Raw genomic sequence first — 17,457 nt, 5'->3', positions numbered from 1 at the left:
TCAGTTGTCACGGACTCGCCCGTCCAGAGCCGGGGGCAGGTTCGCGTTCCTGCGGATTTCTTCCTCAGCGGTGTACTCGACCCGTTTCATCGCCACCCGCAGGATCGGCGGCGCCATCAACGAGGTGACCACGGCGACCAGGACGATGATCGTGTACATCTCGGTGTTCAGCACGCCGAGCCGCAGGCCGACCATCGCCACGATCACCTCGATCACCCCGCGGGCGTTCATGCCCGCCCCCAGGGCCAGTGCCTCCCACCTGGTCAGCCTGCTGGTCCTGGCGCCGAGGTAGGCACCGGCGAACTTGCCGAGCACCGCGATGGCGAGAACGGCCAGCCCCGCGAGCAGAACAGGCGGTTCGGCCAGCGCGGTGAGATCCATCCTCAGGCCGGCCGTGGCGAAGAAGATCGGGGCGAGCACGCCGAGCACGAAGGTGCGCAACGGCGCCAGTTTCGCCGGGTCGGGTTTGCCGTAGCGGTTGATCAGGATGCCGCACACGAACGCGCCGAAGACGGCCTCGAGCGCCAACGCGTGGGTGCCGGCGGCGGCCAGCAGGATCAGCACGACGAACGTGGCGATCGTCGGGCCGGGGGCGGCGGTGCGCCCGGCGAGCTTGAAGATCCTGCGCACCAACGGTCTGCTGAGCGCGGCCACCAGCACGACGCCGGCGATGCAGGCGATCGACAGGAGCACGTTCGAGGTCCGCAGCCCGGTGGTCGCCATCGCCGACACCACCGAGAGCATGAACCAGCCGAACACGTCGTCGACCATCCCGGCCGCCAGCGTGAGCTGACCGACGTTGCGGTGCAACAGGTTCATGTCGAACAGCGTCTTGGCGATGACCGGGATGGCGCTGACGCACATGGCCACGCCGAGGAACAGGGCGAAGACGGTCCTGTTGTTGTTCTCCCCGACCAGCATCGCCGGCAGCAGCAGGCCGGCGGCGACGCCGAAGCCGAGCGGGATGACCAGCCCGAAGGCACTGATTTTGGTGACGGTCCCGACGCGCTTGCGCACCAGCGCGAGATCCAGGTGCGCTCCGGTGACGCCGACCAGCAGCAGGACGCCGAGCTGACCGACCCCGTCGAGCAGGTGGAACTGCTCGGAGTCGGCGGGCAGCAGCCAGTGGGAGAACCCGGGGGCGATCTGCGTGAGCAGCGACGGCCCCAGGATGACGCCCGCGCACAGCTCCCCGACCACCGCGGGCATCTTGCACAGACCGGCCAGCTTGCCCAGGACGAGCGCGAGCAGCAGCAGTAGCCCCAGCTGGAGCAGGAAGAGCATGAGCGAGTGGGCACTCATCGGCGGTACCGGGGCAGCGGCGAGCACGAGACGAACCTCCAGGAGACTTGGGTGACGGACCGGCGACTCGGATCAGGACTCGTGCTGTGCCCCGGTTCCCGACCGGATTCGGATGCCCGGCTCAGGACCGGCGGCCGGCGGGTACTGGATGGCCTTCGTCTCGCAGAACGCGTCCAGGCCCCACGTCCCGAGCTCGCGGCCGTTGCCCGAGGACTTGTAGCCACCGAACGGAGCCCGCATGTTGAACGGAGCGCCGTTGATGTCCACCCGTCCGGTACGCAACCGGCCCGCGACCGCGGTGGCGTGATCGATGTCGGTGGACCAGACCGCGCCGGACAACCCGTAGTCGGTGGCGTCAGCGATCCGTACGGCGTCATCCTCGTCCTCATAGGACAGGACGGCGAGCACCGGGCCGAACACTTCCTCAGTGGCCACGCGCATGTCCGGTCGTACGTCCGCGAGCACGGTCGGGGACACGAAGCTGCCTTCGCCCGGCTCGTCCGGCGCAGTGCCACCGCAGACGACCTTGGCGCCTTGCCGGGTGGCTTCGTCGATCATTCCGATGATCCGGTCGCGCGCCTGGCTGTGGATCACCGGGCCGACCCGGGTCGCGGGGTTCCACGGGGTGCCCACGGGCAACGCCGACGCGGTCCGGGCAGCGAGCGTGACCGCCTCGTCGTACCGCGCGGCTGGTACCAGCAGGCGGCTCCAGGCGAAGCACACCTGGCCGGAGTTGAACATGGCCTGGTCGACCGTGCTCGTGACGGCGTGGTCGAGGTCGGCGTCGGACAGCACGATTGAGGCACTCTTGCCACCCAGCTCCAGCCCTACTTTCGCGGCGCGCCTGGCGGCCAGTTCGCTGACCCGCTGCCCGGCCCGCAGTGATCCGGTCAACGACACGACCGCGACGTCCGGATGCGCGGCGAGCGCCTCGCCGACGACTGGTCCCGTGCCGCACACGAGGTTGAAGACGCCGGGTGGGAACCCGGCTTCGGCCGTCAGCTCGGCGAGCAGGTACGCGTTGAGCGGGGCGAGTTCGCTCGGCTTGAGCACCACGGCGCAGCCCGCGGCCAGTGCGGCCGGGACCTTCTGCATGATCAGCGCCAGTGGTGCGTTCCACGGGGTGAGGCAGGCGACCACCCCTGCCGCCTCCCGCCGGACCACCGAGTGCCCGATCCGCTCTTCCCATTGGTGGGACCGGGCAAGCTCGATGTACGACCGCAGCGATTCGGCGGCGTACGGGTATTGGACGTGCCGCGTGAGCATGCGCGGCATACCCGTCTCGGCGGTCACCAGGTCGGCCATCGTGTCGGCGTGCTGCTCCAGCAGCTCGGAAAGCCGTTCGAGGTAACGGAGCCGCTCGTCCAGCGGCAGGGCCGACCAGGATGGGAAGGCCAGTTTGGCAGCGTCCACCGCGGCTTCGGCGTCGGCCGGGGTGCCGGCCGGGACGGTGGCGAGCGGGGATCCGGTCGCCGGGTCGGTCACTTCGACGGTGTCGGTCGAGCAGTTGAACCGCCAGCGGCCGTCGATCCAATGGGTGGCGTGGGACCGCACTGTGCCGGGGAGAGTTCGCGGCACCAACGTTTCGGTCATCCGGATCCTCCGATATTCACACCAGTCAACACACTGCCGTAAATGGCGTGCCGATCGTGTCCGGTTCTCGGTTATCAGCCAGTGACGAGCACCCCGGCGGCCTCGTCACTCAGGGATAACCGGACCGTCCATAACGTCGCGGGCAAATGCGATGGCCCCCGATCAGCGGAGACGGCATCCCCATGACTCAGCATTCAGGCGTTGCGCCCATTCCCGTGCCGCTGCGGTGCGAACCGGCAGGCACCCGGCCCGGTCCGATGGCCGGCAGGTCATATCTGGTCAAGCTGCCGGTGGATCATCCCCGGCCGGCGACGCCATCGCGCCGGTACCACCGCGCCCCGGTGAACGGGGCGGGCCCGGACGGCGTGACCGACTGGTGGACCGCGGTGCTCGTGATGTTCCTGCACCGCTACACCGGTGAAACAGCGTTCGGCCTGGTCGCCAAGGACAGCGAGGGCGCCGAGGTCCAGGTCTGTGAGGTCACCGTCGGAGCGGCCGACACGGTCGAGGACATCCTCGCCGCCACGGCGACGGCGATCCGCACGCCCATGCTCACAGCCGCCGAGCAGGCACAGACCGCTGTGAGTGTGGCCATCGCGTGCTCCGGTGACGACGAGCAGGTGATGCCGTCGGCCGACCTTGGCTTGCTGGTGTCCCCGGGCGGGGTGCAGTTCGTTGCCACCACTGATTTGTGGGACGAGGACAGCGTCGCCCGGATGGCCCGGCACGTCGGCACTCTGGCCGCCGCGGCGGCCGCCGACCCACGGCTGAGCGTCGGTGAGCTCGATCTGCTTACCCCGGAGGAACAGCACCAGATCCTGGTGGCGTGGAACGACACGGCCACCGACTGGCCCGTCATGGGCTACCTCGAACTGTTCGCGGCGCAGGTCCGTGCGCGTCCCGACGCGATCGCCGTGACCCAGGACGGCCGGTCGCTCAGCTACCGCGAACTCGACGTGGCCGCCAACCGGATCGCCAACCGGCTGATCGCCATGGGCGCCGGGCCCGGCGAGCGGATCGGGTTGCTGTGCCCGCGGTCCGCCCAGTTCATCGTCACCGTCTTCGGCATCCTCAAGTCCGGTGCGGCGGCCGTGCTGCTCGACCCGAACAACCCGGACGACCGGATCCGCGCCATGATCGCCGACGCCCGGCCGTTCGTCGTGCTCACCACGGATGACCAAGTCGCCCGGCTCGCCGATGGCGTTCCCGTGTTGCGCGTTGACGACGCGGCCTTCGCGGACGAGTCCGACGACGCACCGGCCGTTGTCATCGGCCCGGACACGATCAGCCACCTGGTCTACACCTCCGGCTCGACCGGGACGCCCAAGGCAGTGCTGGAGCGTCACGGAGCGCTGGCCAACCTCGTGCGGTGGACCGGCCGTGCCTACGACGTACGGCCTGGTGACCGGGCCTCATGGCTGTCGGCGCCCGGGTTCGCCGTGCAGATCATGGAGTGGATGCCGTACCTGGGCCTCGGCGTGACGGTCTGCGTCGGCGACGCCGAAGCGGTGGACACACCCGAGCGGATTCGTGACTGGCTGACCAGCGAGGGCATTACGCACACCATGCTGGTGGCCGCGCTCGCCGACCGTGTCTCCCGGCTGGACTGGCCGGAGCACGCGCGGCTGCGGGTCATGGTGACCACGGCCGAGCGCCTGCCGAGCTGGCCGCCGGTGCACACGCCGTTCCGGGTCGTGATGACCTACGGCTCCACGGAGACCACGAATGTGTTGAGCTGCCTGGACATCGGGGCCGGATCGGACCTCACCGCCCAGGCCACCCCCGAGCATGTGCGCAGGCTGCGGCCCGTGCCCGCCGGGCGGCCCATCGCCAACGTCCGCGTGTACATCCTGGACGATGCCGGCCGGGCGGTACCACCCGGTGTGATCGGCCGGCTCTTCGTGGCGGGAGCCGGATTGGCGGCCGGCTACCACGCCCGGCCCGAGCTGACCGCGGCCAGGTTCGTCGCAGGCACGGTGGCGGAGGAGCCCTCGCCGACCCTGTTCGACACCGGCGATCTGGCCAGGTACCGCGCTGACGGGGCGATCGAGGTGCTCGGCCGGTCCGACGGCCAGGTCAAGATCCGGGGTTTCCGCGTGGAGGTCGGCGAAGTCGAGGCGGCACTGCGTGACCTGGCGGGGGTGACCGAGGCGATCGTGGTCACCCAGCAGGCGGCCGCGGGAGACACGCGTCTGGTCGGTTACGTGGCCACGGCCGCCAACGCCCCGTCCGCCGGCGAAATCCGGCGGGCACTGGGCGAAAGGCTGCCGCACTACATGGTGCCGACCACGATCGGCGTGCTCGACGCCTTGCCCCGGCTGCCCAGCGGCAAGGTCGACCGGCTCGGCCTGCCCGCCGTCGAAGCGGGCGCCCGCACCGGGCTCGGCAGCCCGTACGCCGGGCCGCGGGACGAGCGGGAGGCCAGGATCGCGGCGATCTGGGAGTCGGTGTTCGGCATCGACCAGGTCGGCGTGCACGACGACTTCTTCGAGCTGGGCGGCCATTCGCTGCTGGCGTTCGAGATCATCGCGGGCATCCGGCACGAGTTCGGCCAGGCCGTGCGGCCCTCGGACATCCTGCTGCGACCGACCGTCGCCGGGCTGGCCGAGCTGGTCGCTCAGGCACCGGCCGAGGAGGGCGTCACCGATCTGCCCAGGGTCGAACCGGATCCGGCGAACCGGTTCGACCCGTTCCCGCTCAACGACAGCCAGCAGGCGCTGTGGATCGGCCGTGGCGACTCGGTCGAACTGGGCAACATCGGCTGCCACGGGTACTTCGAGTGGGAGAGCGACGATCTCGACATCGACCGGTTCACCAACGCGTGGCGCCGGCTGGTCGACCGGCACGACGCATTGCGGATGGCCATCCGCGCCAACGGCTACCAGCAGGTGCTCGCCGATCCGCCCGACTACCGGATTCCCGTGCTCGACCTGCGTCACGACCAACCGGAAGTCGTCGCGGAGCAACTGGAAGCGCTCCGCGCGGAGCTCTCGCACCAGGTGATGCCGGACGACGAGTGGCCCCTGTTCGACATCCGGCTGACCCGGCTGCCCGCCCGCGGCCGGGCGGAGCGGCGGGTGCGCATCCACCTCAGCCTGGACATGCTGGTCGCCGACGCCTGGAGCTACTTCCAGGTGCTGGTTCCCGACCTGGTGCTGCTGTACGAGAACCCGGCGTTGCGGTTGCCGCCGCTGAGCTTCACCTTCCGGGACTACGTCGTCGGCCTCGAGCGGGTGCTGGAGGCCAGCGAGCTCTACGCCCGTTCGGAGCGGTACTGGCTGGACCGGTTGGCCACATTGCCGCCGGCGCCCGTGCTGCCGAACCGGCCCGCGTGGCAGCCCACCGTGCCGATGCGCTTCGACCGGGTGGCCCACCGGCTGCCGCCCCCGGTGTGGGATCGCCTGAAGGCCAAGGCGAACGAGCTCGGTCTGACACCTTCCTGTGTCCTGGCCAGTGTTTTCGCCGAGGTGCTGCGGGAGTGGAGCGGCCAGGAGGCGTTCACCATCAACTTCCCGTTGTTCAACCGGCTTCCGTTGCACGAGGAGGTCAACCAGATCATCGGCGACACCACGACGACGCTGCTGCTCGCGGTCGAGAAGGCGGACGGGACGTTCGCCGAGCGGGCCGTGGCCGTGCAACGGCAGCTGTGGTCGGACCTCGAACACCGTCACTACAGCGGAGTCCGCGTGCTGCGCGAGCTCGCCAGGGCACGTGGCACGGTCGCCGCGGCCATGCCGATCGTGATGACCAGCCTGCTGGGCCATCCTCCACGTCGTTACGCGACGTCCTTCGGCGACGCCATCTACACGATCTCGCAGACGCCCCAGGTGTCGATCGACTTCCAGATCTTCGAGATCGCCGGGGAGTTGCAGTTCAACTGGGACTTCCTGCCCGCGTTGTTCCCGGATGGACTGGTGCAGGACATGTTCGGCGCGTTCTGTGCCGTGCTGCACGAGTTGAGCGACGACCCGACGGCCTGGGACCGCGCCGCTTTCGACCTCGTCCCGGCAGCGCAGCAACAGGTGCGGTCGCAGGTCAACGACACCTCGGCGCCGGTCCGCGACATCATGGCGCACGAACTGCTGGCCGAGCAGGCACGCGAGCGTCCGGACGCACCCGCGGTGATCAGTTCCCGGCGGCGGCTGAGTTTCGCCGAACTGTCCACAGAGGCCGGTCAAGTCGCCGCGCTGGTACGCCGGAACGGAATGCGGCCGGGACAGCTCGTGGCTGTCGCGATGGAACGCGGCTGGGAGCAGTACGCCGCCGTGTACGGAATACTGGCCGCCGGCGGCGCGTACCTGCCGATCGATCCGGAACTGCCGGCACACCGGCTGCGGATGCTGCTGACCAAGGCAGGTGTCGGCATCGCGCTCACCCAGCCGTGGCTGCAGGACACAGTGCCCTGGCCGGACGGGGTCACGCCACTTGTCGTGGACGGAACCGGTGACACGGAGCCGATCGAGCCGGTGGGCAGGCCGGACGACCTGGCGTACGTCCTGTTCACCTCGGGTTCCACCGGCGAGCCCAAGGGCGTGATGGTCGATCACCGGGCCGTGGTGAACTTCGCCGACACCGTGGCCGGCCAGTTCGGCGTCGGTCCGGACGACCGGGTACTTGCCTTGGCGGCGTTGAGTTTCGACCTGTCGGTCGCCGATGTGTTCGCGGTGCTGGCCGCCGGCGGTGCCGCGGTGCTGCCGGACCCCGGCGGCCCGGACACGGACGAGTGGCTGCGCCTGATCGAGGCGGAGCGGGTCACGTTCCTCGGTCCGGTGCCGGCGGTCATGCAGATGCTCACCGACCGCGCGGAGCAACTCGGCAGCACGGCGTTGCGCGGCGTACGGACCGTGGTGATGTCCGGCGACTGGATCCCGGTCACGCTGCCCGACCGGTTGCGTGCGCTTTCGCCCGGGCTGAAGGTGATCGGTTCGGGCGGGCCGACCGAGACCGTGGTCTGGTCGGTGCAGAACCCGATCGGCGCCGTCGATCCGAAGTGGACGAGCATCCCGTACGGCAAGCCACTGCCCAACCACCGGCACTACGTGCTCAACGGCATGGGCCGGGAGTGTCCACAGTGGGTGCCCGGGGAGATCTACGACGCCAGCGAGGTGGCGCTGGCCAAGGGATACCTGAACGACCCCGAGCGCACCGAGCAGGCGTTCGTTCGGTTGCCCGCCACGGGCGAGCGGGCCTACGCCACCGGCGACCTCGGCCGGTACCTGCCGGACGGCTCGATCGAGATCCTGGGCCGGACCGACTTCCAGGTCAAGATCCGCGGCCACCGGATCGAGCTCGGTGAGGTCGAGGCCGCGCTGCGGACGTATCCCGGTGTCCGTGAGGCCGTCGTGGTGGCGGTGGGCCGGGAGGCAGGCCGTCATCTCGTCGCCCATATCCGCGCCAAGCCGGGCGAGGAGGCCGACACCGATCGACTGCTCGCCCACGTCGCCGGGCTGCTGCCGGCTCCAATGGTGCCTTCGTCGGTGCTCGTGCATGAGACGTTCCCGTTGTCGCCCAACGGAAAGGTCGACCGCAAGGCGCTTGCCGAGCGGCCGGCTGCCGTTCCCGAGCCTGTGGTGGCCGACACGCGCGCGGAGCTCACTGAGATGGAGCTCTTGGTCGTCGAGATGTGGCAGGCCGTGCTCGACGTCGACAACGTGACCCGTACCGACACGTTCCTGGCTCTCGGCGGCAACTCGATGGCCGGTGCGCTGGTGGCACGGCGGCTCAGCGAGCGGCTGGGCATCCGGATCTCGCTGCGCAAGATCTTCGACCTGCCCACCGTCGCCGACGTCGCCGCCGAGCTGGAACGCAGTCTCGCGGCGGCCGCCCCGGCCGAGGCCTGAACCTGCTCAGGACGCCAGGTGCTCTTCGAGGAACTCCGTCAGCGCGTGCCAGGCCCCGACACGGGCCGCGGCATTGGCCTTCGCCGAACCCCCGGTGCGGAACCGCACACCCGGACCGGGGGTGAGGATCTCGGTGGTCGGCCCGTACGGCGGCGCCGCGATCAGGTGCCCCGCGTCGGGGTAGTGGACGTGCTTGGCGGCGTTATGGCCCGCGGCGGCCAACCGTTGGATGGCGAGCTCGCTCAGTTCGGTGCACGGCCACATGCGGTCGTCGCCCGCGGTGATCGCCAGCACCGCGCCGCGGATCTGTTCGACGGGGATCGCGGCGGCGGTCACCGCGTCCCGGTCGGCCAGGCTGGGTGTGAAGGCCAGCCCGAGTTCGACCGGCACCTTCGCCGCGACCTGCTCGGTCAGCTCCGCCGGGACCTGGTTGGGCAGGAACGGCAACGCCTTGCCGCGATACGTCCAGGCAGGCACTTGCTCGTGCAGCGTGTCCAACAGCCGGCGCTTGCGGCTGATGCCCTGGGTGATCACGCCCGCGCCGACCAGGCTGACCGCGACCGCGATGTCGGGGTAGGTGGCGGCGAGCAGCAAGGCCGCCTCCCCGCCCCGCGATCCGCCGATCACGCCGAGCCGGTCGCCCTGGACCTTGCGCCTGCCACGCAGGAACGACATGGCTTTCCCGAAGTATTCGAGCGGAATGCTCACCAGATCCGACGGCACGCCACGCATCCCGAAGTAGGCGAGGGCGAGCACCGCGTACCCGCGTGCCGCCAGCAGCGCGGCGTCCAGTTCGTGCAGGCCGCCTTCGGAGCCACCGAGCAGCAGCACACCGGGGTACGGTCCGCCTTCCCTTGGCCAGAACAGGGTTCCGACCAAGCCGTCGCTGCGCACGGGGACGCGCTGGACGTCAACCGGCAGGCGCAGCCGGTCGACCGTTGCCCTGGCCAGCAGTTGCCCGTCCTTTTCGGCCGTCAGGCTGATTTGTGCCGGGGGAAGGATCCGGCGGTCGCGCAACGACTTGTCCGGCTTGCCTTTGGCCTTCATCGACCACACCAGGCCCATGGCGTCCGGTTCGTCGTAGGTACCCGCGGCCGGCGTGGCCGCGGCAAGGTCCAGCCCGCCGTCCTCGCCGGTGTGGACGGTCACGGCCGACTCCCAGCGCCGGCCACGCGGATCGATCATCTGGCAGCGCACGACCACCTCGTCGGCGGGGGCGAAGCCGGCCAGCCGGATGTCCAGCGGGGTGTCGACGAGCGGGTCCGCCGGCTCGACCAGGATGCGCGCCGGTGTGGGGGAGTGAGGGGCGTGATCGTCCGGCATCTCTTGCTTCCGTTCCGATGACTTCAGTAATATCGGCTTGTTTACAACAGTCAAGTTGTGGAGTGTCCATGGTAAACCACGTGTCCCCGGCGCCCCGTGCCACGGCGGTGCGGGACGATCACGGTTCGCGCTTTCACCTGGTCGATCTGGACCTCCATCGCGACAACGTGGGGGTGACGTCGTCCTCGGCGACCGGCTACGGCGCGTTCAACGTCTGGGGGAACTCGCTGCCCGCCGAAGAGCTCCCGTCCGGCCGGGCCATCCAGGTGGAGGACGTGCCGTTCACCTTCCCGGCCACCGGCGGGGGCAGGCCGGACAACGTCCGGTGCGCGGGCCAGCACATCACCGTGGAGCCCGGCCAGTACGACTGGCTGTACCTGCTCACCGCGGCCGAGCGGCGGGTCGAGGACGAGATCGCCTTCCACTACGCGGACGGCGCGGTCGACTTCGAACCGCTGCGGGTGTCGGACTTCTGGGCCGCACCCGCGGTGTTCGGCGAGACGTCCGCCTTCACCACGCTGACCATGCACTACCCGTACCACGTGCAGGCGAACGTCTCCGCGATGGTCTGGTGCCAGCGGGTTCCGCTCGTGCGGGGCGCCGCGCTCGCGGCCATGCGGCTGCCCCGGAACCCCGCCGTGCACATCTTCGCCGCGACATTCGTTCTGCGGAAGGGACACCACCGGTGACCGGCGTACAACAGGCCCCGACGGACCGGGTGATCCAGCACTGGTATCGCGACCATGTCAGCTGCCTGCAGTCGACGCTGGCCTCGCTGCTCATCCGGGAGGGAGAGGACCCGCTCGGCGCGCTTGGGCTGAGCTGGGAGTTCCGGCACCTGCCCGGCGACGTCCGGCCGGAGGAGTTCTACTGGCCGTGCGCGCGTGACGGTGACCTGGTCGGCAGCCTGCTGCCGTATCACCGGGCCGGCTCGGTGTGGCGCACCGCTCCGGACACCGACCCGCTCGTGGCGCTGGAGACTGCACTGGCCGGCAACCGGCTGCCGATCGTGGCCGTGGACAACTACCACCTGCCGTTCCGTCCTGCCTATCAGGACGTGCACTCAGCGCACCTGATCATCGTGTACGGCATCGACCGGGTGGCCGGTGAGGTACTGGTCAGCGACGCGATGCCGCCCGCCTACCACGGCCCGCTGGCCATCGCGGACCTGTTGCGCAGCTGGACATCGGTGAATCCCCGCGAGCAGGAGGCGTTCTTCAGCGGCGTGCACATCGACGGGCGGTGGCTCGACGTCACCCTCGGCACGCCGTTCCCGCCACTGACCCCGGCCCGGCTCGGCGAGGCCATGGCGGCGAACCTGGCCCGGTTCGACAGCGACGGGCCGGACCGGGCGGGCCTGCGCGGACTGGCCGAGTTCGGCACGGAACTGGTGGCCGCGGCCCGGAACGGGGACCGGGCGACGGTCGAGGAGGCCTACCCGTTCGGCTGGGGCATGCAGGCGCAGGCCGCGCTGCACGGGGAACTGTTGCGCGACCGCGGCGTCCAGTGGCGTAACCCGGTGCTGGCGGAGGCCGGGCGGCGGGTCGAACAGGTGGCGCACGCCTGGACGCCGGTGCGCGTCTGCGCCGCGTACGGACGAGCCGATCCACGCGCGTGGGCCGGTGACCTCGCGCACCGGACCGCCCGGCTGCGGCGGGCCCATGAAGAGGCATTGGCGGCGATCGAACAAGCCATGGCGACGCTGAACGACGGGAGCGGTGAGATCGGATGACGAGCGTGCTGCGAGACCGGCTTGACCTGCTTGCCCAGGACCGGCGGGACAGGTTTCTCGCGCTGTTGCAGTGTGCCGACGGCGACCGGCCGCCCGCGGCGCCGATCCGCCGTTCCGGGGCGGACAGTGCCCCGTTGGCCCACCCGCAGAACACGTTGTGGTCGCTTGACGAGCGGCCCGCCGTGCTCAGCGCGGACAACGTCACGATTCTGTTCACTGTGGACGGCGACGTCGAACCCGAGGCGCTCCGGCGCGCTCTGGGCGCGCTCGCGGCACGGCATGACGCTCTGCGGATATCGTTGCCGGACAACGGCTCTGGCCCGGTCCAGCGAGTCGTCACGGGATCGGCGGCCGAACTTCCGGTGATCACGGCCGAGCCCGGCCACGTCGTCGCCACCGCCAGAACCGTTGCGGCGAAACCCTTCGACCTGGCCACCGGGCCGTTGTGGCGGGCCTGTCTGGTGACCGGCGGGCCCGGCGGTCACCTGCTCGTGTTCGCCGCGTCCCGGCTGATCTTCGACGACGCCTCGGTCCAGGTGCTGCTGAACGATCTCGCCGAGCTGTACCGGGCCGAAGTGGCCGGCACAGCGCCGGAACTGCCCGCGCTCCCGATCGGCTACATCGACTACACGCACTGGCAGCACGGCGCGACGGCCGGGAACAAACAGGCCCGGCTGATGGAGTACTGGCGTCAGCAACTGCAGAGCCCGCCGGTGGTCGACCTGCCCACGGACCGGCCACGGCCGACCGGATCCACGGTCACCGGCGCGAGCACCCGCCTGCCTGTCGACCACGAGTTGGTCGGACAGGTGCACGAACTGGCGGCGGAGCTGGCGGTGCCGTCGTCGACCGTCTACCTCTCGGCGCTGTTCGTGCTGCTGAGGCGCTACAGCCGCCAGGACGGCCAGATCGTGGGAATGCCGATTTCCGGGCGCGACCGCCCCGAGCTGGCCGGCCTGATCGGGAACTTCACCGACCTGCTCGCACTGCGGGTCGACCTCGCCGGGGCGCCGACGTTCCGTGACGTCGTCCGTCGCGTGCAGCTGGTCGTGGACGGCGCCAAGGCCAACGCCGGGCTGTCGTTCCACGACGTGGTGCGTGCCCTCGTCTCCGCCGGCGAAGTCCTGATGTCCCAACTGGTGCAGATCGTGTTCGCGTTACGTGACCCGGTCGAGGCCCCTGAGTTCGCCGGGCTACGGACCGGCGTCGACCTGCCCGATCCGTCGATCGCCCCGTTCGACTTGGCGGTCCACCTGGTCGAGGCAGGACCGCGACCACACGTGGCCGCCGTGTACCGCACGGATCTGTTCGACGCCGGCACGATCGGCGACCTGCTCGATCGCTACCTGAGGCTGACGGCGTCGCTGGCAGGCGACCCCGGTGCGCCGATCGCGCGGGCCGAGTTGCTGGCTCCCGCCGAGCGCGACGAGCTACTGAGGCGATGGGACGGGCTCTACCGGTCCTCGCCGCCCGTGACGATCCATGGCTGGTTCGCTGACCAGGCGGCCCGTTCCCCAGAAGCGTGCGCCGTGGTCGCGGGCGACGAACGGCTCACCTACCGGGAACTGAACGCCAAAGCCGACGCACTGGCCGAAGTGCTGCGTGCTTCCGGTGCACGGCCAGGGCGGATCGTGGCGATCTGCCTGCCGCGAGGCGCCGAGTACCTCGTGTCGGTCCTCGCGGTGCTCAAGGCCGGCGCGGGATTCCTGCCGCTGGACCCGTCGCACCCGGCCAGCAGGCTCCTGGCTCTGCTCGGCGACGCGGCGCCGGCCGTGGTCCTGACCACGAGCGAGTTGACCGGCGTGCTGTCCGGCACCGCCTGGCACACGCTGACCACGGCCGACCAAGCCCCCGAGGGCGCCACGCCCGGTGGCGGCGATGCCGGTCCCGACGACCTCGCCTACGTGCTCTACACCTCGGGCAGCACCGGCACGCCGAAGGGCGTGCTGATCAGTCACCGGGCGGTGGTGAACTTCGTCGAGGCGATGCGGGACCTGTTCGTCCTCACGCCGGCCGACCGGATGCTCGGCTACGCCGCCACCACGTTCGACGTGTCGGTCTTCGAGATGTTCGGCGCCCTGCTCACCGGCGGGCGGCTGTGCCTCGCGCTGGACAGCGACCGCCTGGACATCGAGCGCCTGCAACGGTTGCTCGAGCAGGAGGGGATCACGGTCACGGACCTGCCGCCGTCGGTGATGGCCATGCTGGAGCCGGAACGGCTGGAGCGGTTGCGGATCGTCTTCGTCGGTGGCGAGGCGTTCCCCGGCGAACTGGTCAACCGGTGGAACCCCGGTCGCCGGTTCTTCAACGGCTACGGCCCGACCGAGTGCACCGTCACGATGATCGTGCACGAGTGCGTGGGCACATGGGACTCCTCGCCGCCGATCGGCCTGCCCATCGCCAACCACGTCGCCCACGTGCTCGACGAGAACCTGGAGCCGGTTCCGTACGGTGTTCCCGGTGAGCTGGTGATCGGTGGTCTTGGGCTGGCCAAGGGCTACCTCAACGAGCCGGGGCTGACCGAACGGAAGTTCATCGCCGACCCGTTCGGCACGGCACCGGGCGGGCGCCTGTACCGCACCGGGGACCTGGTGAAACGACGCCGGGACGGCGCGTTGGTGTTCCTCGGCCGGATCGACAGGCAGCTCAAGATCCGCGGCATGCGCATCGAGCCGGCCGAGATCGAGGCGGCCCTGTCGGGCCACGCGGACGTCCGGCAGGTGTTCGCCGACGTGTGGACCGACCCGCAGGGCGAGCCGCACCTCGTCGCGTACGTCAGCTTGGCCGCGGGCGCCAGGACCACCCCGCCGGACCTGCGTGCCCACCTGATCACGATGCTGCCCCCGCCGGTGGTGCCGGACCGGGTGGTGATCGTCTCGGAGCTGCCGCTGACCTCCAGCGGCAAGGTCGACCGGGCGGCACTGCCGGCACCCGAGGTGGTCGTCGCGCGGACGGACGGCGCCGACCGGTCGGAGACCGAGCGGATCATCGCCGACGAGCTGTTCGGCCGGGCGCTGGGCGTCGAGACGGTGGACTCGCACACCAGCTTCTTCGAACTCGGCGGCAGCAGCTTGCAGGCCGCCCAGGTGATCTTCGGCATCCGGCGCTCGTTCGACGTCGAGGTGAGCGTCGCCCACTTCTTCCGCGACCCCACGGTCGCCGGTCTCGCCGCGGTGGTCGACCGGCAGCGCGCCGCCCAGCTGGACGACGAGAGCCTGCTCGAGTTCCTCGAGGGCATGTCGGACGACGAGGCCGACCGGATCATGCGGGTCGAGCACATGGAGGAGGCAGGCTGATGGACTTCGGCAGGACGGAACGGGACGAGAAACTCCGCACGCTGGTGGCCGACGCACTCGTCGACCCGCGAGTCCGCGACGCGCTCGCCGCGGTGCTGGCCGACCCGCGGCCGGAACCGGATGTCCGTGCCCTGTACAGGGAACTGGGCCGTCACCGGTTGCTCGCGTCGCACTGGCCGGTCGAGTACGGCGGGCTCGGCGCGTCACACACCGAGGCGGCCACGGTCATCACCGAGCTCGTCGCCGCGGGCGTCCCGGACATGCAGCAGGTACTGAGCGTCCAGATCGTGGGCGCGTTCCTGCTCGCCGCGGGATCAGACGAGCAGAAGCAGCGCTTCCTGCCCGCGATGGCCGCGGGGGAACGGTTCGCGACCGTGCTCTACACCGAACCCGGCGTCGGGTCGGACCTGGCGTCGATCGAGGCGACGGCCGAACGTGACGGGGAGGACTTCCTGCTGTCCGGCGTGAAGGTCTACGGGCTCAAGAGCCGGATGTCGGACCTCGCGCTGTGTGCCGTCCGCACCGGCACCGGGACGAGCAGGTACGACGGCATCACGCTGTTCCTGATCGACCTGACGGCCGACGGTGTCACCCGGTCGAACCTGCCCACCATGGCCGACGAGCAGTTCGACCGGGTGGAGCTGGACCGGGTCCGGGTCGGGCCCGGCGCGATCGTCGGCGCGGAGGGCGACGGCTGGCCGTTGCTGGTCCAGTGTCTCGCCCTGGAGCGCACCGGCCTGGACTACTCGCTGCGAGCCCGTCGCTGGTACGAGACCGCGCTGGCCGGCCTCGACCCGGATGAGACCGACAGCGCGCTGCTGGCCGGCGTCGGCAGGTGCGGCGCCCACGTCGACGCGGCGTCGCTGATGACCTCCGCGGTGCTCAGCCGGATGGACCGGCAGGTCACCGACGAGGTGATGGCCGCGATGGCCAAGTACATCACCAGCGAGACGGCACAACAGGTCGCCGTATGGGCCACCGAGGTGCACGGGTTCGGATACGGCCTGCGCTCGCTGTCGCCCGATGACGCCGCGGTGCTCGAGGCGGGCTACCGAGAGGCGGCGGGCGTCACGCTCGCCGCGGGCACGTCGCAGATCATGCTCGAGATCGTCAGCGGTTCGATCGCGGCCGCTGGATCCAGTCAGGAGGCCTGGCCATGGACCTGACCGCCGACCCGCTGGCCGAACGACTCCGGCGGGTGCTCGTCAGCGGCTTGACGCCCGTCGCGGACGACGACCCCGAACAGCTCTGGCCGGTGTTGCTGGACTACGAGGCACTGGCCTTCGAGGCGCCCTCCTCGGCGGGCGGCTACGGGCTGGGAGTGACCACCGGCGTGGTGGTCAGCCGCGAACTGGGTTGCCGGGCGTTGCCCGACCTGTACACCGGCACCGCCATGGCCGTGGACGCGATCAGTTCGTCCGGCGACCCCCGGGGGATGGCCGCCTCACTGGTCGGCGGCAAGTGCCCCGTGGTCCTCGCGGGCATGGACGCCTTACCCACGCCACGACTCACCGCCCGGCCCGTCGCCGGTGGTTACGAACTGGCCGGCAAGGTGCCGGTGGACTCGACCGTCCCCGCCATGGCCGGGTGCTGTTTCCCGGTCGCCGCGGACGACTCGGTCCTGCTGGTGATGCTCACGCCGGAAGCACTCGCCCCCGTGGTCTCCACCGGCCCGACCGGCTTGCCGATGGTCCAGCTGGACGGGGTGACCATCGGCGACGACGAGATCGTCGGCTCACTCGGGACCGGTGTCCCCCTGTCGGATCCGGACGGCATCCTGAGCAGGGCCCGCATCAGGCAGGCCGCGTACCTGCTCGGACTGGCGGCCGGCGCGCAGGCGCTGGCGGTCGGGCACGCGAGCGGGCGCCGCCAGTTCGGCCGCCCGGTGATCGAGTTCCAGAGCATCGGGTTCACCCTGGCCCGGTCGGCCATCGACCTGCGCGCGGTGCACCTGTCGATCGAACGGGCGGCGTGGCTCGCCGACACCGGCGCACCTGATCCGCTGGCCGCCGTTCAGGCACTGGCGTTCAGCGCGGAGACCGCGATGACGGTGATCAGGGCGGCCACCCAGATCCACGGCGCGGCCGGGCTGACCCGCACGTCCGCGATGCACCGCTACTACCTGGCAGCCCGGCGGCACACGACCAGCTGGGCGTCCCCGGCCCGGTTGTGGTGCGAAGCAGGGGCCCGACGTCTCACCACGACCTAGGTCGTGTTTCAAATGCCCGATCGCGATAGCCGGGCCGGATGCGGCCCCTGACGCCACCGCGGGACCGCCCAAAGACAACCAGTATTCGCGGCGATCCCGCGGCGACGCCAGGAACCGCCCCGATCCCGACTCTCATCGACCGGGACATTCGAAACACGACCT

9 protein-coding genes are annotated in these 17,457 nt (G+C 70.5%); 6 read left to right on the top strand and 3 right to left on the bottom strand.

The window, feature by feature from the left end:
- Positions 1-1,329 carry a cation:proton antiporter gene (locus tag GC106_RS43280; RefSeq protein WP_312873358.1) on the bottom strand — a complete coding sequence of 443 codons (1,329 nt, stop codon included), beginning with the start codon at positions 1,327-1,329 and terminating at the stop codon, positions 1-3.
- A 45-nt stretch (positions 1,330-1,374) separates the two neighbouring features.
- Positions 1,375-2,895, bottom strand: coding sequence for an aldehyde dehydrogenase family protein (locus GC106_RS43275; RefSeq protein WP_173142022.1), 1,521 nt, complete (start codon positions 2,893-2,895; stop codon positions 1,375-1,377).
- 182 nt (positions 2,896-3,077) lie between these two features.
- Between GC106_RS43275 and GC106_RS43270 the strand changes: the two genes are divergently transcribed.
- The gene (locus GC106_RS43270) at positions 3,078-8,735 is read left to right on the top strand and encodes a non-ribosomal peptide synthetase (protein WP_173142021.1); all 5,658 of its coding nucleotides are present in this window, start codon (positions 3,078-3,080) and stop codon (positions 8,733-8,735) included.
- A gap of 6 nt (positions 8,736-8,741) precedes the next feature.
- Here the strand turns inward: GC106_RS43270 and GC106_RS43265 are convergent, their stop codons facing one another.
- Positions 8,742-10,058 carry an acyl-CoA thioesterase/bile acid-CoA:amino acid N-acyltransferase family protein gene (locus tag GC106_RS43265; protein ID WP_173142020.1) on the bottom strand — a complete coding sequence of 439 codons (1,317 nt, stop codon included), beginning with the start codon at positions 10,056-10,058 and terminating at the stop codon, positions 8,742-8,744.
- A 68-nt stretch (positions 10,059-10,126) separates the two neighbouring features.
- On the opposite strand from GC106_RS43265, the gene GC106_RS43260 reads away from it, so the two are divergent.
- Genes GC106_RS43260 through GC106_RS43240 form a run of 5 tightly spaced genes read left to right on the top strand, consistent with a single transcriptional unit; the run spans position 10,127 to position 17,295 of the window.
- Positions 10,127-10,747, top strand: coding sequence for a beta-sandwich domain-containing protein (locus tag GC106_RS43260; protein ID WP_173142019.1), 621 nt, complete (start codon positions 10,127-10,129; stop codon positions 10,745-10,747).
- Positions 10,744-11,790: a BtrH N-terminal domain-containing protein gene (locus GC106_RS43255; protein ID WP_173142018.1), complete on the top strand. Its 1,047-nt coding sequence runs from the start codon at positions 10,744-10,746 to the stop codon at positions 11,788-11,790. The genes GC106_RS43260 and GC106_RS43255 overlap by 4 nt, the downstream gene beginning before the upstream one ends.
- On the top strand, positions 11,787-15,086 hold the full coding sequence (locus tag GC106_RS43250) for a non-ribosomal peptide synthetase (protein ID WP_173142017.1): 3,300 nt from the start codon (positions 11,787-11,789) through the stop codon (positions 15,084-15,086). Before GC106_RS43255 ends, GC106_RS43250 begins: the two co-directional genes overlap by 4 nt.
- Positions 15,086-16,252, top strand: a complete 1,167-nt coding sequence (locus GC106_RS43245) for an acyl-CoA dehydrogenase family protein (RefSeq protein WP_173142016.1) — start codon at positions 15,086-15,088, stop codon at positions 16,250-16,252. Before GC106_RS43250 ends, GC106_RS43245 begins: the two co-directional genes overlap by 1 nt.
- Positions 16,243-17,295 carry an acyl-CoA dehydrogenase family protein gene (locus GC106_RS43240; RefSeq protein ID WP_173142015.1) on the top strand — a complete coding sequence of 351 codons (1,053 nt, stop codon included), beginning with the start codon at positions 16,243-16,245 and terminating at the stop codon, positions 17,293-17,295. The genes GC106_RS43245 and GC106_RS43240 overlap by 10 nt, the downstream gene beginning before the upstream one ends.
- Positions 17,296-17,457 lie beyond the last annotated feature (162 nt).

It is taken from the genome of Kibdelosporangium persicum, assembly GCF_013280595.1.
GTDB classification, from domain to species: domain Bacteria; phylum Actinomycetota; class Actinomycetes; order Mycobacteriales; family Pseudonocardiaceae; genus Kibdelosporangium; species Kibdelosporangium persicum.
This window is presented reverse-complemented; position numbering and strand designations above follow the sequence as displayed.